This window comes from Phocaeicola plebeius DSM 17135, assembly GCF_000187895.1.
Taxonomy (GTDB): Bacteria; Bacteroidota; Bacteroidia; order Bacteroidales; family Bacteroidaceae; genus Phocaeicola; species Phocaeicola plebeius.
The window spans coordinates 377086-394448 of the sequence record NZ_DS990134.1; the positions used below are offsets into that span (position 1 = coordinate 377086).

Here is a 17363-nt window from a genome sequence, read left to right on the forward strand (position 1 = left end):
CTAAAAAACAGAATGTATCAACCAAAAAAGAAAAACGCGTATGAATTTACCAAAAGTGAAAATGCTGCAAGTCAGCAAGTGCCTTATCGGATTGGCGGTCATGATGCTGCAATCCTGCGACGTGGCCGACAACCGCCGCGACATGCTGTGCGGGAACTGGGAGAGCGTGGAGGGAAAACCTGACGTGCTTATCTACAAGGAGGGCGAAGCCTACAAAGTGACGGTGTTCCGTCGTAGCGGTCTGCGCCGCAAGCTCAAGCCGGAAACCTATCTCTTGCAGGAGGAGAACGGCAACCTGTTCATGAACACCGGCTTCCGCATCGACGTGTCCTACAACGAGGCCACGGATGTGCTGACTTTCTCGCCAAACGGGGACTATGTGCGGGTGAAGCCGCAGCCGGGACATCCGACCGAAGAATAACAACCACTAAAATCCAAAGTAACATGAGAACAAGAATAACAATGATTATCTGCCTGTGCCTGCTTTTCGCGGGCAGGGCAAGCGCACAGTGGGTCGTAAGCGATCCGGGCAATCTAGCGCAGGGCATCATCAATGCCTCCAAAAACATCATCCATACCTCCAAGACCGCCACGAACATGGTGAGCAACTTTCAGGAGACGGTGAAAATCTATCAGCAGGGCAAGAAGTATTACGATGCCCTCAAATCGGTGAACAATCTGGTCAAGGACGCCCGCAAGGTGCAGCAGACCATCCTGATGGTGGGCGACATCACAGACATCTATGTGAACAGTTTCCAACGGATGCTCCGTGACGGGAATTTCAGACCCGAAGAGCTTTCCGCAATCGCTTTCGGCTACACGAAACTGCTGGAGGAAAGCAACGAAGTGTTGACGGAACTCAGGAACGTGGTGAACATCACCACGCTCTCCATGACCGACAAGGAGCGCATGGACGTGGTGGAACGCTGCCACTCGAAGATGAAGCGTTACCGCAACCTCGTGAGCTACTACACGAACAAGAACATCTCCGTGAGTTACCTGCGTGCGAAAAAGAAGAACGACCTCGACCGCATCATGGGGCTGTACGGGAACATGAACGAAAGATACTGGTAGCCTATGAAGTTCGACAACCTTCATCAGATTTTACGTTCACTTTATGAGCAGATGATGCCGCTGTGTGGGGACATGGCTGGTGTGGCGAAAGGCATCGCCGGGCTGGGTGCGCTGTTCTACGTCGCCTACCGGGTATGGCAGTCGCTGGCGAGAGCTGAACCGATAGACGTATTCCCGATGCTCCGTCCTTTTGCCATCGGTCTGTGCATCATGTTCTTCCCGACTGTGGTGCTGGGCACGATAAACAGCATCCTCTCACCCGTCGTACAGGGCACGGCAAAGATGCTGGAGGCGGAAACGCTGGACATGAACCGATACCGGGAGCAGAAGGACAAACTGGAATACGAGGCGATGGTACGCAACCCCGAAACCGCCTACCTCGTGTCCAACGAGGAATTTGACAAGCAACTGGAGGAACTCGGCTGGTCGCCCTCCGACATGGTGACGATGGCGGGAATGTATATCGACCGGGGAATGTACAACATGAAGAAGAGCATCCGCGACTTCTTCCGCGAGATACTCGAACTGCTGTTCCAAGCCGCCGCCCTCGTGATAGACACCGTCCGCACCTTCTTTCTCGTGGTGCTGGCGATTCTCGGTCCGATAGCCTTCGCCCTGTCGGTATGGGACGGTTTCCAAAACACGCTCACGCAGTGGATATGCCGCTATATACAGGTCTATCTGTGGCTACCGGTATCGGACATGTTCAGCACCATACTGGCGAAGATACAGGTTCTGATGCTGCAAAACGACATCGAGCGGATGCAGGCAGACCCGAACTTCTCGCTGGATTCGAGCGACGGGGTGTATATCGTATTCCTCTGCATCGGCATCATCGGCTACTTTACCATTCCCACCGTTGCGGGCTGGATTATCCAAGCCGGAGGCATGGGCGGTTACGGTCGCAACGTGAACCAGATGGCGGGACGAGCCGGAAGCATGGCGGGCAGCGTGGCGGGTGCAGCCGCAGGAAACGCAGTCGGACGTGTCGGCAAATTGCTGAAATAATCAATGTGCAATCATAAATTGGAAAATATAAATGGAATTCAAATCACTTAGAAACATCGAATCGTCGTTCAGGCAGATACGCCTGTTCGGTATCGTCTTCCTCTCGCTGTGCGCCGTGGTGACGGTGTGGAGCGTGTGGAACTCCTACCGTTTCGCAGAGAAGCAACGGGAGAAAATCTATGTGCTGGACAACGGCAAGAGCCTGATGCTCGCCTTGTCTCAGGATTTGTCGCAGAACCGCCCGGCGGAGGCACGGGAACATGTGCGCCGTTTCCACGAGATGTTCTTCACGCTATCACCTGAAAAAAGCGCGATTGAACACAACGTGAAACGTGCCTTGCTGCTGGCGGACAAGAGCGTGTACCACTATTATTCGGACTTCGCGGAGAAGGGGTACTACAACCGCATCATCGCCGGGAACATCAACCAAGTGCTGAAGGTGGACAGCGTGGTGTGCGACTTCAACGCCTATCCCTACCGTGCCGTGACCTACGCCACACAGAAAATCATCCGGCAGAGCAACGTCACCGAGCGCAGCCTCGTGACCACCTGCCGCCTGCTGAACGCATCGCGGTCGGATGACAACCCGAACGGTTTTACCATCGAGGGTTTCACCATCATTGAGAACAAGGATTTACAGACTATCAAACGGTAACAGGACATGAAAAGTATCAGAAAATCAATGTGGGGCATGTATTGGAAACTCCACGACAAACGGAAACGCTTGGCGGCAAGTCTCAAAGGGTATCTGGACGGCTTGCCGCCGGAAACACGCCGCCGCATCGTGCTGGGGATGTTCGCCGCCTTCGCGGTGCTTGCCCTTTACACCTTCGGCAGAGCCGTCTATGACATCGGCAGGAACGACGGCTCACATATGGAAACGGGACACGCCGGACGGGTGGAACTGCCGACCCCGGCGGAAACAGGCAATCACTTAACACCTTATTTATATGGAACAGACAAAGAATGAACCGACGAAAGAGAACAAAGCTGCTCCCGAAACGGGGAAACCGAAAAAGGAGCGCGAACCGCTGACAGAGGCGCAACGGCTGAAACGGCAGAAGATGATCGTGCTGCCCGCTATGGTGTTGGTGTTCATCGGGGCGATGTGGCTGATATTCGCCCCGTCCTCCGGCAAGGAGCAACCGCCGGGAACGGACGGATACAACACCGAGATGCCCGACGCTGACAAGGCGAACCGGCAGATTATCGGCGACAAGCTGAAAGCCTACGAGCATGGGGAGATGGAAGAGCGTCAGGAGAGCCGCAACCGTGCCATCGGGCAGCTGGGCGACATGTTCGACCGCGAGATAGCGGGAACGGAGAACGGAGTGGACTTCGACCTCGCCAATCCGGGCGGCAAGGAAGAAAGGGCAAAGCCAGCCACGCCGCAGACCATCCAGTCCTCCGCAGCCGCCTACCGTGACCTGAACGCCACGCTCGGAAACTTCTACGACCAGCCGAAAAACGACAATGCGGAGATGGACGAATTGTTGGAGCGCATCGCATCGCTGGAGTCGGAACTGGAAAGCGAGAGGGGCAAGGCTTCCTCTATGGACGAGCAGGTGGCTCTTATGGAGAAGTCCTACGAGCTGGCGGCAAAGTACATGGGCGGTCAGAACGGAGGACAGCCATCGGCGGAACAGAGGGCAGAGCCAACTACCGTGCAGAAAGGGAAGAAGAACAAGGCAATGCCTATCAGACAGGTGGAGCATCAAGTAGTTTCTTCACTCTCACAGCCTATGAGTAACGCGGAGTTTGTCGCCGCCTTATCGCAGGAACGCAACCGGGGTTTCAACACGGCTGTCGGCACGGCGGAGGTATTGGACAGGAACACCATACCGGCGTGCGTGCATGGGGCGCAGAGCGTGACGGACGGGCAGACGGTAAGGCTGCGCCTGCTGGAGCCTATGGCGGTGGCAGGCAGGACAATACCCCGGGGTGCGGTGGTGGTCGGCACGGGCAAGATACAGGGTGAGCGGCTCGACATCGAGATTACCTCGCTGGAATACGACGGCACGATTATCCCCGTGGAGCTTGCGGTCTATGACACGGACGGACAGCCCGGCATCTTCATCCCGAACTCGATGGAGATGAACGCCGTCCGGGAGGTCGCCGCCAACATGGGCGGCTCGCTGGGAAGCAGCATCAACATCTCCACCAATGCCGGGGCGCAGCTCGCCTCCGACTTGGGCAAGGGGCTGATACAAGGCACGAGCCAGTACATCGCCAAAAAGATGCGAACCGTCAAGGTGCATCTGAAAGCCGGGTACAGGGTCATGCTTTACCAAGAAAAATATTGAAAACAATAAAAATTACCACTAAAATCCAAAAGTAATGAGAAAAGTAATCATCATGTTTGCCCTCGCTATGGGCATCATAACTGCCAACGCGCAGGAGAATGTAACCGTTGAAACGACCAACGGAAGTGAACAACCGACCTTGACGAAGGAGGTCTATCCGCAGAAGGAGGCGGACGGCGACCTATATCACGGGCTGTCACGCAAGCTGACCTTCGACCGCATGATACCGCCGCACGGTCTGGAAGTGACCTACGACAAGACCGTCCACGTCATTTTTCCGGCGGAGGTGCGCTATGTCGATTTAGGCTCGCCCGACCTGATTGCCGGGAAAGCCGACGGAGCGGAGAACATCATCCGTGTGAAGGCTACCGTAAGGAATTTTCCCAACGAAACGAATATGTCCGTCATCACGGAGGACGGCAGTTTCTACACCTTCAACGTGAAGTACGCCGCCGAACCGCTGTTGCTCAACGTGGAGATGTGCGACTTCATCCATGACGGCAGCACGGTGAACCGCCCGAACAACGCGCAGGAAATCTATCTGAAAGAGCTGGGCAGCGAAAGCCCGATGCTGGTGCGCCTTATCATGAAGTCCATCCACAAACAGAACAAGCGCGAGGTGAAGCATATCGGCTGCAAGCGTTTCGGCATCCAATACCTGTTGAAAGGCATCTACACGCACAACGGCTTGCTTTATTTCCACACGGAGATAAAGAACCAGAGCAACGTGCCTTTCGATGTGGACTACATCACTTGGAAAATCGTGGACAAGAAGGTTGCGAAGCGTACTGCCGTGCAGGAGCAGATTATTCTGCCGCTCCGCGCGCAGAACTACGCCACCCTCGTGCCGGGCAAAAAGAGCGAGCGCACGGTCTTCACGATGGCGAAGTTCACCATCCCCGATGACAAGTGCCTCGTGGTGGAATTGAACGAGAAGAACGGCGGCCGTCACCAGTCCTTCGTGATTGAGAACGAGGATTTGGTACGCGCGGGTACCATCAACGAACTTCAAGTACGCTGACCATGAGAAAGTACATCGCAATAATCATCGCGTCGCTTGCCCTTTTTACAGGGCAGGCGCACGCCCAGCGGTGTCTGCCGAAGATGCAGGGCATCGAGGTGAGGGCGGACATGGCGGACGGCTTCAATCTCGGCGGCAAGGACGGCGGGTACAGCTTCGGGGCGGCTCTCTCCACCTACACGAAGAAGGGGAACAAGTGGGTGTTCGGTGGCGAATACCTGTTGAAGAACAATCCCTACAAGGACACCAAGATACCCGTGGCGCAGTTCACGGCGGAGGGCGGCTATTACTTCAAGATACTGTCGGACGCCCGAAAGATTGTTTTCGTCTATGCCGGGGCTTCGGCTCTCGCCGGATATGAGGCGGTAAATTGGGGGAAGAAGGTGCTGCATGACGGCTCCACGCTGCACGACCGGGACGCCTTCATCTACGGCGGTGCGCTGACGCTCGATGTGGAGTGTTACGTGGCAGACCGTATCGCCCTGCTTGCCAACCTGCGGGAGCGTTGCCTTTGGGGTGGCGACACACGGAAGTTCCACACGCAGTTCGGGGTCGGTATCAAGTTCATCATCAACTGACACGGGCATGGAAAGGACGGAAATAGATGCTGTCAGAAGGATGCCGCTTGCGGATTTTCTCGCACGGCTGGGGCATGAGCCTGTCAGAAGGAGCGGTAACGAGCTGTGGTATCTTGCCCCGTACAGGGGCGAGCGCACATCCTCTTTCCGTGTGAACGTGGCGAAACAGCTCTGGTACGACTTCGGTTTGGGCAAGGGCGGCGACATCTTCACGCTTGCCGGGGAGTTTCTGCAAAGCGATGACTTCATGAAGCAAGCGAAGTTCATAGCGGAAGCCGCCAATATGACGGTTGCCGGATGGGAAAAGCCCGTCTATCTCTCGAAGCCGACCGAATCCGTTTTTGAGGATGTGGAGGTCGCTCCGCTGCTCCGCTCACTGCTGACGGAGTATTTAGAGGAACGGGGCATCCCTTACGCCATCGCATCCCGTCACTGCTGCCGCTTGAACTACGGTGTGCGTGGGAAACGGTATTTTGCCGTTGGCTTTCCGAACATGGCAGGTGGCTATGAAGTCAGAAGCCGATATTTCAAGGGTTGCATACCTCCGAAGTCTGTATCACTGGTAAAGGCGAATGACATCCCGGCTGACGAGTGCCTCGTGTTCGAGGGCTTCATGGACTTTCTCTCTGCCGTGACGCTTGGTGTAACCGGTAACGCTGACTGTCTTGTGCTGAACTCAGTCGCCAACGTGGAGAAGGCGGCGGGATTGCTGGACGGATACGGGCGCATCGGCTGCTTCCTCGACCGTGACGAAGCCGGACGGCGGACGCTTGCCGCACTTACCATGCGATACGGGGAACGTGTCACCGACCGTTCCTCCCTCTATGACGGTTGCAAGGACTTGAACGAGTACCTGCAACTGACAACGAAAAAACAGAAAAACAACCATCTAAAAATCGAAGAACAATGAACATACTGAACAACAGAAACAAGAGAACATCAATATTCAAGGCAGTGGCGTTATGCCTGATAGCCGCCATGTCATTCACCCTCGTGTCATGTGACGATGACATGGACATCCAGCAGTCCTATCCCTTCACGGTGGAGGTCATGCCCGTGCCGAACAAGGTAGTAAAGGGGCAGACAGTGGAAATCCGCTGTGAACTGAAAAAGGAGGGCGACTTTTCGGGTACGCTCTATACCATCCGCTATTTCCAGTTCGAGGGGGAAGGCTCGCTCAAAATGGATAACGGCATCACCTTCCTGCCTAACGACCGCTACCTGCTGGAGAACGAAAAATTCCGCCTGTACTACACGGCGGCGGGTGATGAGGCGCATAATTTCATCGTGGTGGTGGAGGATAACTTTAGCAACTCCTACGAACTGGAATTTGACTTCAACAACAGGAATGTAAAGGACGACGATCTTACCATCGTTCCCATCGGCAACTTCAGCCCCTTGTTGAAATGATGCGTGTATTCATGACAATGCTCTGTTCACTTCTGACGGTCTGTTCTGTGTCCGCGCAGATCAGCCGCCAAGAGGGAACGGACGGGCAGGCGGCAATCTACCGACTGCCGCTTATGGAACGTGCTTTTTTATGCTGCCGCTACTTTGAAGGCTGGCACTCAGAAAAACACTACCCATACGTCGGTTGGGGTCACAAACTTTTGCCAAACGAGAAGTATTCGGCACGAACCATGACAAAACGGGATGCGGATGAACTTTTGCGGAAAGACCTGCGCAAATTTGTCGCCATGTTCCGTAAATTCGGGGTTGATTCGATTTTGCTTGGCACGTTAGCTTACAATGTGGGACCGGCGAAGCTGTTAGGCAGCAAAACAATCCCCAAAAGCACCTTAATCAAGAAGCTGGAAGCTGGTGACAGGAACATCTACCGTGAGTATATAGCCTTCTGCAACTACAAAGGAAAACGCCACGCCATGCTGCTCAAACGGAGAAAGGCGGAGTTTGCGCTGTTGTATATCCCATAAAAGGACTGACAAAACTGGCAAAAGACGTGCCATATTTAACTTGGCACGTCTTTTGCTCTATCACTTGATAGATTATCGTAGGATTTTCTCGTTAATTGACATCGTTGAGCCATTTTTGCCTATCGGTTTCCAAATAACACTTCAAGTTGTAAGTGTTGTGAGAGCAATACAAAACATAGTTATTAACCATAAAAAGTATAGCGAAATTATGAAGAAAGTATTTAGGAAAATTCAGAAAGGAACAACAAAAATGATTGAACGTATCAAATCGTTGGGGGAAATGGAGACGAAGCAGAAATGTGTAGTTCAACGGTTCGAGATTATCATTCCCCTCCACCAAAAAATAACGACCCAATATATAGCCTCCGCAAGTTTTACTTGCGGATTTTTTAGTTATCGCAGATTGGACAAAGGTTTCTTTGCTACTTTCTTTGTCCGCCATCATGCTCACTGAAAGAAAGTAGGGCGGCTCTCGCCGCCCCGCCACTCAAAAGCGTGTGTAAAGTCCCGTCACCATCGTGAACATTTCCTCCAGCATATCAAAATAGATACCCTCGTGTACGGCAATGTCCTTTGTCTTGCACTCAAAGGTCTTTTTGCTGAACGTCCTGCGGTAGAAGCGCATATTGTAGAGGTCTGCCCCTTCGTCATAGATGATGTCAAGGCGGTTGGCACTTGTTTTGTTCCTTGCAAGGCTCATCCGTAAGCCGTTGCCCATATCTATGAAATCACGGCTACCTGTCATGGCGGTGAAGCGTTTTCCGCCTATCTGCTGTAATATCGTCTTGGCTATCATATCTTTTGTTTTTAGGGTTTTAAGTATTGGCGGTGCGGACACCGCCATCCCGTTCAAAATTCTCGCATTTCGGAAATGGGGGTCTGCCGTTGTAGCCACTCTTTCACACATTCCATATTGTACTCGCTCGTGATGACTGCCGTATGGCTGTCGGTGGCGGTGAAACGTGTGCTTTCGTAATCATCTATCCACCCCTTGAGGGTGTCCGTTCCCCACGCTCCGGTATCGTCAAAGATACCGTCCAATGCCGTGATAGGTTCGCTGAACTTGACTATCAGCGTTTGATAGGTCGTGTTCATAGTCTGTCCTCCTTTCCCTTCTTTGCGTTCAGCCACTTGTCCCGTGCGGCTCGGCACTCGTCCAACGTGGGTTTGACACAAGAGAACAATTCTCTGTCTATGGGGTGGCGGTAGTCGTACTGCACAAGTGTCCGCCTGCGTCTTCCGATACCCGATTGGAAACGCTCGTATTTCTCCGTACCTGCTTCCGCGCAGGTGCTTACTCCGTTGATGGTCATTCGTGTTGTCATAATGTTGCTTTTTAGATGGTTAAAAATGTACTGACAGAACTCTGTTCTTCATCACCATTTCGGGGTTGCTTGTGTAGCGTTGGTGCAGGTAGAAATGGTGTGAGCCGAAGCCGTAAAGGAAAAACTTGTCAAGTTCGTGCTTCTCGGCAAACTCCTTTACGCTCTTTCTCAATTCCCCCTCACTCGTTGTGAGAGTGAGGAGGTTCACAAATTCAAGGAACATCGTGGGGATTGCATCATCCCACACACAAATCATACTTTCAATTCTTACTTCCATATCAATGTTGTTTTAGGGGTTATGCTATGCCGCTTTCATCCGCTCACGGATAAGGTTGGCGTTCTTGTTCACAAGGTCTATGATGCGCTCGTGATATTCGGTGTCCTGGTTGTGCTTGCCGTGGCACTGCACCACTTCGAGGGTTCGCAAGTCCACCTCTACGGTTTCAATAATCTCATCGCCAATCCTTGCCGATAGTATGAGGGTGTCGGCTTTCTTGTAGTATCCACTGCCAAACACGCAGATGCCCTGCGTCTTGCCCTCGTTGTAATACTCGTCTATGCTTTCAAGCACCTTGACGATTATTTCCTCGTCCGTGATTACCAAGCCGAAGAATTTGGATTTGTTGGCGATGAAATCCTCCGCATCTTTCTTTCGTTGGAGTTGTCGCTGTTGCTCACGCTCACGCCTTTCAATCTCCCAACGGCGTTGCTCTGCGGCTCTTTCCTTCTCGTGTATGGCTTCAATTTTTCGGGTTGCGTTGTCGTGTGCCGCCATGAAATCTTCGGGACAGATGTTCTTCGGGTTACGGAGGTCTTGACCGAGTTTTTTGAGCATACGCAGATAGTCGCACCACATTGAGAGGTTGTCTATCTGATACTTGTGACGCTTGGCAATCAGATATGATGCCCAACATTCATCGGCAGTACGGGTATTGAAAAGAAAGTGTTTCATGACCTCAATCTCACCGCCTTTCATAAGGGTTTCAATTCTTGGGTCTGAAAGCAAGGCTTTGAAAAGACGCACGGGGGAGATGCCGTGGAAATCGCCCTTGAAGCCGTTACGTCTGAGTTGGGGCAATATCCTCATCTTTGGATATGCACAGCTTCTTGCCACCACATCATCGTATAGGCTGTTGTGCGGTCTTACCTCCATATCGCTGCCTAATGCCCACACATCGCAATAGCAGAAAAGGAAGCCACGGAGCAACGCCATGTCCGTAACCTTGCCGTCGGGTGAAATCCAACGCTGCACGACCTCGTGGCAGTAGAAACGCATCGGTTCGCCTTTCCTGCTCTCGCATCTGACCTGCGCCACGCGGATTACCTGATACCCTTTGCAGGTGGTTATCACGCTGAAATTCTGCGTTTCCTTGTAGATGCGTCTGCGTGTGTCCTGCACTTTGAGTTCGGCATGGCATTTGGGGCAGGTGCAGCCTTCAAGGGTGTCGCATAGTCCGCTGTCGCTGTGCCACTCGTGACCGCAGTCGGAACAGGTGATGTTCCCTTTCTTGGTGCGGTAGCCGATATGCTCAACGCAGTGGCGGTATGCCCAATCTATTTGTGTCGCTGATATGGGGCGAAGGTTGGCGGAAAGTCTTGCCACCTCTTTCTGTATCTTGGTCTTCGGTTTCATAAGCCTAAATCAAATAATGAGGGTTGGGGTTGGTTTTCTTTTCTCGCTGACGGTCTGTGGCGGTTCTGCAACTTGCGGAGTTCCTCCTCTTGGTATTTGCGGACAGCGTTCTGACGTGCCTCCGCCTTTTCCTCTGCCGTGAGTTTCACAACGTGGTTCACAACCACTTGGCAGTCCATCGGTTTGCCCACCTCTATCTCGTTTTCCTCATAGTAGTGGATGGCTTGCCCGAATATCTCTCCGTCCGTGAAACCGTTGCAACCGCTTTTCTGCACATAGTTCAGAATGTGGGTCACGCACTCGTCCATGTTCTTGGCAGGGTTGCGGTACTTCTTTGCAAATAGCGCATCTTCCTCCGCACGCTGTTCCAAGTACATATATATCGTTCTCTTGAAATGGTCTGTTCCTTTCATATCGCTGTCATTTTTAGATTATCTGTTTCAGTATCTCTCTCCAATAGGTCGGCTCTACCTCGCTGAGAAGGAAGTCCATGAAATCCCTCCGTGCGTCCTTGTTCAGTTCGTGGTACAATCTTCGGAAAGTTTCAAAATTGCCGTTGATGTACGTTTCCACCATATACACGAAGATGTTGTCCACCTCGTAATATCTGCACTGCTGCGCTGCCGTCTTGCTGTTTCTTTTTGCCATGTCGGTAAGGGTTAAAGGGTGAATAACCAAAGGATGAAGCCAAAGAAGGCAATGGTGGAAAGGATAGCCACGATTACACCTATCGCCACTCGGAACACTCCGTTTACAATCTCTCTGATGATGCCCCAAAGGATGCCGAACACCCCGAAGGCGGTGCGCATCATCAAGCCGCATATCGCCAACCCGATGTGTTGCGCCATTTGTCTGAAATTTGCCGTTGCCGTCATATCTTCGCTGTTTTTGATTTTTTTGTTTTTAATGCGGATTCAAGAGCTGAGGGAGTTGAGTTTCAAACTATCTTATCTGCCTCTCGTTTATCCGACATTTTTTTTATGCGTCTTTCTGTCGCATCGGTCGTTTTCGTTTCGGGTGCTTGAAAAGGTAGGGATTAGGGAATGCAAGGTTTTTCGGTCAAAATACTACCCGCAGGGCTGGAGATTTTTACCGAAAACAGGAGGCTTGACCTTGCTTTCCCGTCCAATCCCGGAATTACCTTTGCGCCCAGAACGAAAATGACTGACTGATGCGGCTTACTGAAAGGCGCAAAATGGAGGTAAACGAAAACAGAGGCAGATTGTGTAGAAAAAAACTTCAGGGGAAAATCCGTAAAAAAAAGAATCACCAAAAGGAAAAAGACATCACCGGAAGCGTGAAAAGGGCAAACCACAACAAAGGAAGTATGATTGTTTCCGATCCGACGGAACTTGTTCAGCCGGGTGGCAACAATCATTCTTCCCGGTTTGTCCGGCTGTGTGTGGGCGCCTGTTTCATTCATGGGGCAGGCTGACACACTCTGCATTCACTTTCCGCTTCCGGCAAAAGAGACAGCGAAAAAAGAAAAATCATTTGAAAACCCGTAAAAGCACCTCTTGGCATAGGCGCAAAAGAAAGGGGCATTGCTTCATCTGTCTAAACATCGTTTAGGCGTGAGGCAATGCCCTTTTCTCCAGCTATGCGGTAGTCGGCACACGTTTGTTCCAAACTCGTTTTGGGCAATGGTGTGCCGACGGACAATACCGCTTTTACGGAAAATTCTTATGAATGAGGGGATAAAAAACGGGAGTTTATATCAAAATCTCGAATTAAATAGCTACTTTTGCATACGAAGAGTTCTTTGAAGGTTACGCAACGCGCAGAAGGATAATGCAGTAGATAACTAACTAAATCGTAACCTATTACTATCAAGAGCAATTAACCTACGCTCATTTCCAATAAATTACACTCTTTTCGTAACTTCATGTTGCAAATTTACAATAAATACCTATTGTCTTTCTTCAAAAAATGCAGATATTTGCAGAGTATGACATTTCAAACTAATATATGAATAAAATTGCAGTCTTTTGTTCGGCCTCAGATGCGATAGATCCTGTATTTATGGAAAAAGCAAGAGAGCTGGGCGCATGGTTAGGCCAGCATCATAAATGGCTGGTTTACGGGGGCTCCAATACAGGACTGATGGAAGTCCTTGCTAAAAGTGCGAAAGAAAACGGAGCTATGATAATGGGAGTTATTCCCACTAAACTGGAGGAACATGGCAGAGTCAGCGACTTGCTTGATGTGACATTTCATTCGGTAAACTTGAGCGACCGGAAAGATATTATGTTGCAGGAATCGGAAGTAATGGTAGCTTTGCCGGGTGGAATCGGTACGCTGGACGAAGTATTTCATGTGATGGCTGCCTGCAGTATAGGATATCATCAGAAAAAGGTTATCTTTTATAATGTGGAAGGCTTTTGGAATGATATGCTGGCTTTCTTGAATCGTTTGGAGAAAACACATTTTGCACATCGTCCGTTGAAAAATTATTTTGAAGTGGCGAATACGCTGGAGGAACTGACCCGTTTATTGGAATAAAATTATAATTTAATCATAATCTTATGAATTCATCAATAAAAGATTTATTACAGCGTGAAGCACAGGCCGTGTTGAATATTCCGGTAACAGACGGATATGAAAAGGCGGTAGAGCTGATTGTGGAACAGGTACATGAGAAAGGCGGAAAACTGGTAACCAGTGGTATGGGTAAAGCTGGACAGATAGCCATGAATATTGCTACTACATTCTGTTCCACGGGTATCCCTTCTGTGTTTTTACATCCGAGTGAGGCACAGCATGGCGATTTGGGAATTCTGCAAAAAAATGACTTGTTGCTTTTGATTTCTAATTCTGGTAAGACAAGGGAAATTGTGGAACTGACCGAACTGGCTGCACGCCTAAATCCGGAATTGAAAAAAATTGTTATCACGGGAAATCCGGATAGTCCGTTAGCGGAAGCGGCAGATATTTGTCTGGCTACAGGGCACCCTGATGAAGTTTGTTTGTTAGGAATGACGCCTACTACTTCTACGACTGTGATGACGGTGATAGGAGATATTTTAGTTGTAGAGACTATGCGAAAGACTGGCTTTACGATTGAAGAATATAGCAAGCGCCATCATGGCGGGTATTTGGGAGAGCGTTCCCGTGCATTGAGCAAATAAAATATGGGTGTGCGAGAAGGCACACCCATTTCTTTTTACGGAAAGAAATAAAACATTTCTACCTATTTATCTGATGTTATTATTGTAGTTTGTAGATTTCCGTTCCAGCCAGCAGGAAACATCCTACTCCATAATCTTCGAAGTCTGGGACGCTTTCGTAGGTGACAGGTTGTCCGTCTTTAGGTTCTTTTCCAGTTCCTTGCACGTAACCTAAAAAACCATTGGAATGAACCGCATCTTTTACCATGGCATTCCAGCCTTTTAATAGAATGGGCAAATATTCTTCTTTATCCAGTAATCCGTTTCGCACTCCCCATGCCATTCCGTAGACAAACAAAGCAGTTCCTGTAGTTTCTTTACCACCGTAATTTCCGGCATCATGAAGACTTACGTTCCAGAATCCGTCTGTACGCTGACAAGCTTTCAGTGCTTTGCTCATGAGTAAGAAATCATTGATGTAATCCTGACGATGTTTTTCGTTTGCAGGAATTTCGTCGAGCACACGTACGAGTGCAGCGTATGCCCACCCGTTTCCTCTGCTCCAATAGCAGTCTTCGCCATTAGGTTCTTTGTAGGGAGGTAAGAAATCGGCATCTCTCCACCAAAGTCCGTCTGCCAGGTTGAACAATCCTTTTCCTCCCAGCTGGTTACGTGAGAATTCATACATATCCCACATCTTGTCGAAATATTTCTGCTCTCCTGTCAGGTGTCCCATTTTGGCTAGTACTGGCATGCCCATTTGAATGGCATCTACCCAGGTCCAGTCTCCTACTTGGGGAGTATTGACAAGCATGTTCATATTGGATTTGATATTTTTCAGCATTTCAGGCTTGGGACAAAGATTATATAAGTCGATATAAGTTTGTCCACAGCAGTAATCATCAGCGTTACGTGTGGTATTTCCGTTTCGCATACCCCATTCATGATATTCAGCCCAGTTGTATGCATAATCGTAGTATTCTGCGCGGGGGAAAATGGAATATAGAGACATTAATCCTTCATAGTATACTCCTCTGGTCCAGATATTACTAGGGCGGGTAACTTTACGTACAAAACTAGGAGTCCGGTAATCTGCATATTTCTCCATGAAATACTTATTTACTTTAATCATCACTTCCAGTGTTTCTTTTTGTGGTGGTAGTTTTTGTGCAGTAGAAGTGGTGAATCCCCAGCTCATTATAAACAGAAATGCGATAAGAATCTTTCTCATAATTAAATAAAGGTATTAGTTCTGAAATTGTATCAACAAAGATAGGAGATACAAGAACATTTGTACATGGAAAATCATGCAAATACATTGAAAATCATTCAAAAAATGCTCTTGGACTCTTCTTATGGATGTTTTTTGTACAAAAAGACATGTAATTGCATGATTCTCTATTCCTTCTTGTCGAAAAAGTTTTCTATTTTGCTTACATATTTATTTTAGTTTTTAATGTATTCAGAAGATGAGGGGATATTGTGTAAAAGGCTGGCTTTTATGGTGCTTATCCTGGATGGCCGTCAGTGTATTTGCCAGTGAAATTTTTCCGGATGGAACACCAATTCCAGAATGGTTCAGAGAGCATCGGGTGGTACCAGTAAAAGAGCTGGGAAAGCAATATTGTATCACAAATTATGGTGTGCAAAATGATAGTACGATTTTACAGACAGAACGTATTCAGGCAGTCATTGATAAAGCGGCTCAAGATGGTGGAGGAGTGATCTGTATCCCTAAAGGGACTTTTTTGTCGGGCTCTCTTTTTTTCAGACCTCGTACTCATCTTTATCTGGAAAAAGGAGCAACTCTGAAAGGAAGTGATGACATTAGTCATTTTGATGTGATTGATACCCGTCTGGAAGGGCAGAATCTAACGTATTTTGCAGCTTTGGTTAATGTCATTGGAGTGGATGGATTTACACTTTCAGGCGAGGGGAAGATAAATGGAAATGGACTTCGTTTTTGGAAATCTTTTTGGTTGCGCCGACAGGTAAATCCCCAGTGTACGAATTTGGAGGAACTTCGTCCACGGTTGGTATATATTGCTGATTCAAGAAATGTGCAGTTGTCTGGGGTCAGATTGGAAAATTCTCCGTTCTGGACTACTCATTTATATCGTTGTGAGAATGTGAAGTTGCTTAATCTTTCTATTTTTGCTCCTCATTCGCCGGTGAAAGCACCTAGTAGTGATGCTATTGATATTGATGTGTGCAAGAATGTGTTGGTAAAAGGTTGTTATATGTCTGTAAATGATGATGCCATAGCTTTGAAGGGTGGAAAAGGACCTTGGGCAGACCAAGATAAGGTGAATAACGGAAGTAATCTGAATATCATTATAGAGGATTGTGTATGGGGATTCTGTCATAGTGCATTGACTTGTGGTAGTGAGTCTATACATAACCGCAATATTCTGGTGAGACGCTGTCGGGTAGAGCATGCACAGCGTTTGCTTTGGCTGAAGATGCGTCCGGATACGCCGCAAAATTATGAATATATTCAGTTGGAAGATATTACGGGCTCTGCCATTAATTTCTTGTTTGCCCAGCCTTGGACTCAGTTTTTCGATTTAAAGGATAGGAAAGATGTCCCCTATTCATATTCAAGTCATGTGACGATGCGTAATATTCAATTGGATTGTGATGTCCTTTTTGCGGTGAAGAAGGATGAAACGCAGTATAAGCTGTCTGATTTTCTATTTGAGAATTTAAAGATTACAGCTCGTAAGTCGGGGGAGATTTGTAAAGATTATATTCATAATCTGCAAATTCGGAATGTAACAGTAAACGGAGTACATTTAAAATAAAAACGATGTGGTAGCAATTTCTACCACATCGTTTTTATTTTAGGTAAGTTTGTATTCGTCAGGGTAATAAATAAAATCGATAACTGCCCTGTCATATTCGAATAACTCTTCAGGTTTGAAGAATCTTTCAATTTCTTCAATAGCTGTTTTAGGTGAATCTGAGGTGTGGATGATGTTTTCTTGTGAACTTACACAATAATCTCCTCGGATAGTACCTGGAACGGCTACACGGCCATTGGTGGCTCCTGTCATGGAGCGTACCACCTGAATGGCATCTACTCCTTCATAGCAACATACAATCACAGGACTGGCCATCATAGAAGCTTTTACACGAGAAAAGAAAGGTTTTCCGGCCAAGTGGGCATAATGCTCATTGAGCAAATCCTCCGTAAGTTGCATCATTTTCATGCCAGCCAGGCGCAGGCCTTTACGTTCAAATCTATGGGTTATTTCTCCGATAAGTCCGCGCTGTACGGCACTGGGTTTTAGAATTACTAATGTTTTTTCAAGACTCATAGTTCGTTTATATTAAGGTGATACAAAGATTCATTGCGCCCAAATATACGAAAAAAAGGA

General features: G+C 48.9%; 26 protein-coding genes. 15 read left to right on the forward strand and 11 right to left on the reverse strand.

Annotated elements, in window-relative coordinates; genetic code table 11:
- Positions 1-40: 40 nt before the first annotated feature.
- The 12 genes from BACPLE_RS16415 (at position 41) to BACPLE_RS19870 (ending at position 8372) form a co-directional block, all read left to right on the forward strand.
- Entirely contained in the window at positions 41-421 is a 381-nt protein-coding gene (locus BACPLE_RS16415; protein ID WP_004291516.1) for a DUF3876 domain-containing protein, read from the forward strand.
- 23 nt (positions 422-444) lie between these two features.
- Positions 445-1074 (forward strand): DUF4141 domain-containing protein, encoded by a 630-nt coding sequence (locus BACPLE_RS16420; protein WP_004304283.1) that lies wholly within the window; start codon positions 445-447, stop codon positions 1072-1074.
- Between the two features lie 3 nt (positions 1075-1077).
- On the forward strand, positions 1078-2082 hold the full coding sequence (traJ, locus tag BACPLE_RS16425; RefSeq protein ID WP_004291518.1) for a conjugative transposon protein TraJ: 1005 nt from the start codon (positions 1078-1080) through the stop codon (positions 2080-2082).
- Between the two features lie 31 nt (positions 2083-2113).
- On the forward strand, positions 2114-2737 hold the full coding sequence (gene traK / locus BACPLE_RS16430; RefSeq protein ID WP_004291519.1) for a conjugative transposon protein TraK: 624 nt from the start codon (positions 2114-2116) through the stop codon (positions 2735-2737).
- 27 nt (positions 2738-2764) lie between these two features.
- Positions 2765-3052: a TraL conjugative transposon family protein gene (locus tag BACPLE_RS16435; protein WP_018697145.1), complete on the forward strand. Its 288-nt coding sequence runs from the start codon at positions 2765-2767 to the stop codon at positions 3050-3052.
- Positions 3033-4385 carry a conjugative transposon protein TraM gene (gene traM, locus BACPLE_RS16440; RefSeq protein ID WP_004291521.1) on the forward strand — a complete coding sequence of 451 codons (1353 nt, stop codon included), beginning with the start codon at positions 3033-3035 and terminating at the stop codon, positions 4383-4385. The genes BACPLE_RS16435 and traM overlap by 20 nt, the downstream gene beginning before the upstream one ends.
- A 34-nt stretch (positions 4386-4419) precedes the next feature.
- Complete coding sequence (gene traN, locus BACPLE_RS16445) at positions 4420-5406, forward strand: conjugative transposon protein TraN (RefSeq protein WP_004291522.1); 987 nt, start codon at positions 4420-4422, stop codon at positions 5404-5406.
- A gap of 2 nt (positions 5407-5408) precedes the next feature.
- The gene (locus BACPLE_RS16450; RefSeq protein ID WP_004291523.1) at positions 5409-5984 is read left to right on the forward strand and encodes a conjugal transfer protein TraO; all 576 of its coding nucleotides are present in this window, start codon (positions 5409-5411) and stop codon (positions 5982-5984) included.
- Positions 5985-5991: 7 nt separating this feature from the next.
- Positions 5992-6894 carry a toprim domain-containing protein gene (locus BACPLE_RS16455; protein WP_004291524.1) on the forward strand — a complete coding sequence of 301 codons (903 nt, stop codon included), beginning with the start codon at positions 5992-5994 and terminating at the stop codon, positions 6892-6894.
- On the forward strand, positions 6891-7394 hold the full coding sequence (locus tag BACPLE_RS16460) for a DUF3872 domain-containing protein (RefSeq protein WP_004291525.1): 504 nt from the start codon (positions 6891-6893) through the stop codon (positions 7392-7394). The genes BACPLE_RS16455 and BACPLE_RS16460 overlap by 4 nt, the downstream gene beginning before the upstream one ends.
- Positions 7391-7918: a glycoside hydrolase family protein gene (locus BACPLE_RS16465; protein ID WP_004291526.1), complete on the forward strand. Its 528-nt coding sequence runs from the start codon at positions 7391-7393 to the stop codon at positions 7916-7918. The genes BACPLE_RS16460 and BACPLE_RS16465 overlap by 4 nt, the downstream gene beginning before the upstream one ends.
- Positions 7919-7982: 64 nt before the next feature.
- Positions 7983-8372, forward strand: coding sequence for a hypothetical protein (locus tag BACPLE_RS19870; protein ID WP_004291527.1), 390 nt, complete (start codon positions 7983-7985; stop codon positions 8370-8372).
- 33 nt (positions 8373-8405) lie between these two features.
- Here BACPLE_RS19870 and BACPLE_RS16475 read toward each other — a convergent pair whose 3' ends face one another.
- The 9 genes from BACPLE_RS16475 to BACPLE_RS19595 all read right to left on the reverse strand — a co-directional run bounded on the left by BACPLE_RS16475 (position 8406) and on the right by BACPLE_RS19595 (position 12299).
- Positions 8406-8714 carry a hypothetical protein gene (locus BACPLE_RS16475; RefSeq protein ID WP_004304290.1) on the reverse strand — a complete coding sequence of 103 codons (309 nt, stop codon included), beginning with the start codon at positions 8712-8714 and terminating at the stop codon, positions 8406-8408.
- Positions 8715-8767: 53 nt separating this feature from the next.
- Positions 8768-9013 (reverse strand): DUF6956 domain-containing protein, encoded by a 246-nt coding sequence (locus BACPLE_RS16480; RefSeq protein WP_004291529.1) that lies wholly within the window; start codon positions 9011-9013, stop codon positions 8768-8770.
- Positions 9010-9243, reverse strand: a complete 234-nt coding sequence (locus BACPLE_RS19050) for a DUF3873 domain-containing protein (RefSeq protein ID WP_004304291.1) — start codon at positions 9241-9243, stop codon at positions 9010-9012. Before BACPLE_RS19050 ends, BACPLE_RS16480 begins: the two co-directional genes overlap by 4 nt.
- Positions 9244-9262: 19 nt before the next feature.
- Positions 9263-9520, reverse strand: a complete 258-nt coding sequence (locus BACPLE_RS16485) for a hypothetical protein (RefSeq protein WP_004291531.1) — start codon at positions 9518-9520, stop codon at positions 9263-9265.
- A 24-nt stretch (positions 9521-9544) separates the two neighbouring features.
- Complete coding sequence (locus BACPLE_RS16490; RefSeq protein WP_004291532.1) at positions 9545-10876, reverse strand: PcfJ domain-containing protein; 1332 nt, start codon at positions 10874-10876, stop codon at positions 9545-9547.
- Positions 10873-11289: a PcfK-like family protein gene (locus tag BACPLE_RS16495; RefSeq protein ID WP_004291533.1), complete on the reverse strand. Its 417-nt coding sequence runs from the start codon at positions 11287-11289 to the stop codon at positions 10873-10875. Before BACPLE_RS16495 ends, BACPLE_RS16490 begins: the two co-directional genes overlap by 4 nt.
- 13 nt (positions 11290-11302) lie before the next feature.
- The gene (locus BACPLE_RS16500; protein ID WP_004291534.1) at positions 11303-11524 is read right to left on the reverse strand and encodes a hypothetical protein; all 222 of its coding nucleotides are present in this window, start codon (positions 11522-11524) and stop codon (positions 11303-11305) included.
- 11 nt (positions 11525-11535) lie between these two features.
- The gene (locus BACPLE_RS16505) at positions 11536-11751 is read right to left on the reverse strand and encodes a hypothetical protein (protein ID WP_004291535.1); all 216 of its coding nucleotides are present in this window, start codon (positions 11749-11751) and stop codon (positions 11536-11538) included.
- Positions 11752-11912: 161 nt separating this feature from the next.
- Positions 11913-12299 (reverse strand): hypothetical protein, encoded by a 387-nt coding sequence (locus BACPLE_RS19595; protein WP_009126113.1) that lies wholly within the window; start codon positions 12297-12299, stop codon positions 11913-11915.
- 545 nt (positions 12300-12844) lie between these two features.
- Here BACPLE_RS19595 and BACPLE_RS16515 point away from each other — a divergent pair.
- Together BACPLE_RS16515 and BACPLE_RS16520 are read left to right on the forward strand one after the other, a co-directional pair.
- Positions 12845-13378 carry an LOG family protein gene (locus tag BACPLE_RS16515; RefSeq protein ID WP_007564048.1) on the forward strand — a complete coding sequence of 178 codons (534 nt, stop codon included), beginning with the start codon at positions 12845-12847 and terminating at the stop codon, positions 13376-13378.
- Positions 13379-13401: 23 nt separating this feature from the next.
- Complete coding sequence (locus BACPLE_RS16520; protein WP_007564050.1) at positions 13402-14004, forward strand: SIS domain-containing protein; 603 nt, start codon at positions 13402-13404, stop codon at positions 14002-14004.
- A 79-nt stretch (positions 14005-14083) separates the two neighbouring features.
- Here the strand turns inward: BACPLE_RS16520 and BACPLE_RS16525 are convergent, their stop codons facing one another.
- Positions 14084-15214 (reverse strand): glycoside hydrolase family 88/105 protein, encoded by a 1131-nt coding sequence (locus tag BACPLE_RS16525; protein WP_007564052.1) that lies wholly within the window; start codon positions 15212-15214, stop codon positions 14084-14086.
- A 238-nt stretch (positions 15215-15452) separates the two neighbouring features.
- On the opposite strand from BACPLE_RS16525, the gene BACPLE_RS16530 reads away from it, so the two are divergent.
- Positions 15453-16787 (forward strand): rhamnogalacturonidase, encoded by a 1335-nt coding sequence (locus tag BACPLE_RS16530; protein ID WP_050792107.1) that lies wholly within the window; start codon positions 15453-15455, stop codon positions 16785-16787.
- A 39-nt stretch (positions 16788-16826) separates the two neighbouring features.
- Here BACPLE_RS16530 and ndk read toward each other — a convergent pair whose 3' ends face one another.
- On the reverse strand, positions 16827-17303 hold the full coding sequence (ndk, locus tag BACPLE_RS16535; protein ID WP_007564057.1) for a nucleoside-diphosphate kinase: 477 nt from the start codon (positions 17301-17303) through the stop codon (positions 16827-16829).
- Between the last annotated feature and the right edge of the window lie 60 nt (positions 17304-17363).

Coding starts and splice junctions, on each gene's coding strand:
- BACPLE_RS16525 (WP_007564052.1), bottom strand. CDS start 15,214: ATGAGAAAGATTCTTATCGCATTTCTGTTTATAATGAGCTGGGGATTC.
- BACPLE_RS19050 (WP_004304291.1), bottom strand. CDS start 9,243: ATGACAACACGAATGACCATCAACGGAGTAAGCACCTGCGCGGAAGCA.
- BACPLE_RS16485 (WP_004291531.1), bottom strand. CDS start 9,520: ATGGAAGTAAGAATTGAAAGTATGATTTGTGTGTGGGATGATGCAATC.
- BACPLE_RS16530 (WP_050792107.1), top strand. CDS start 15,453: ATGAGGGGATATTGTGTAAAAGGCTGGCTTTTATGGTGCTTATCCTGG.
- BACPLE_RS16420 (WP_004304283.1), top strand. CDS start 445: ATGAGAACAAGAATAACAATGATTATCTGCCTGTGCCTGCTTTTCGCG.
- BACPLE_RS16465 (WP_004291526.1), top strand. CDS start 7,391: ATGATGCGTGTATTCATGACAATGCTCTGTTCACTTCTGACGGTCTGT.
- traN (WP_004291522.1), top strand. CDS start 4,420: ATGAGAAAAGTAATCATCATGTTTGCCCTCGCTATGGGCATCATAACT.
- BACPLE_RS16415 (WP_004291516.1), top strand. CDS start 41: ATGAATTTACCAAAAGTGAAAATGCTGCAAGTCAGCAAGTGCCTTATC.
- BACPLE_RS16495 (WP_004291533.1), bottom strand. CDS start 11,289: ATGAAAGGAACAGACCATTTCAAGAGAACGATATATATGTACTTGGAA.
- BACPLE_RS16490 (WP_004291532.1), bottom strand. CDS start 10,876: ATGAAACCGAAGACCAAGATACAGAAAGAGGTGGCAAGACTTTCCGCC.
- BACPLE_RS16505 (WP_004291535.1), bottom strand. CDS start 11,751: ATGACGGCAACGGCAAATTTCAGACAAATGGCGCAACACATCGGGTTG.
- BACPLE_RS16460 (WP_004291525.1), top strand. CDS start 6,891: ATGAACATACTGAACAACAGAAACAAGAGAACATCAATATTCAAGGCA.
- traJ (WP_004291518.1), top strand. CDS start 1,078: ATGAAGTTCGACAACCTTCATCAGATTTTACGTTCACTTTATGAGCAG.
- BACPLE_RS16475 (WP_004304290.1), bottom strand. CDS start 8,714: ATGATAGCCAAGACGATATTACAGCAGATAGGCGGAAAACGCTTCACC.
- BACPLE_RS19595 (WP_009126113.1), bottom strand. CDS start 12,299: ATGAATGAAACAGGCGCCCACACACAGCCGGACAAACCGGGAAGAATG.
- BACPLE_RS16480 (WP_004291529.1), bottom strand. CDS start 9,013: ATGAACACGACCTATCAAACGCTGATAGTCAAGTTCAGCGAACCTATC.
- BACPLE_RS16455 (WP_004291524.1), top strand. CDS start 5,992: ATGGAAAGGACGGAAATAGATGCTGTCAGAAGGATGCCGCTTGCGGAT.
- ndk (WP_007564057.1), bottom strand. CDS start 17,303: ATGAGTCTTGAAAAAACATTAGTAATTCTAAAACCCAGTGCCGTACAG.
- traM (WP_004291521.1), top strand. CDS start 3,033: ATGGAACAGACAAAGAATGAACCGACGAAAGAGAACAAAGCTGCTCCC.
- BACPLE_RS16520 (WP_007564050.1), top strand. CDS start 13,402: ATGAATTCATCAATAAAAGATTTATTACAGCGTGAAGCACAGGCCGTG.
- BACPLE_RS16450 (WP_004291523.1), top strand. CDS start 5,409: ATGAGAAAGTACATCGCAATAATCATCGCGTCGCTTGCCCTTTTTACA.
- traK (WP_004291519.1), top strand. CDS start 2,114: ATGGAATTCAAATCACTTAGAAACATCGAATCGTCGTTCAGGCAGATA.
- BACPLE_RS16500 (WP_004291534.1), bottom strand. CDS start 11,524: ATGGCAAAAAGAAACAGCAAGACGGCAGCGCAGCAGTGCAGATATTAC.
- BACPLE_RS16515 (WP_007564048.1), top strand. CDS start 12,845: ATGAATAAAATTGCAGTCTTTTGTTCGGCCTCAGATGCGATAGATCCT.
- BACPLE_RS16435 (WP_018697145.1), top strand. CDS start 2,765: ATGTGGGGCATGTATTGGAAACTCCACGACAAACGGAAACGCTTGGCG.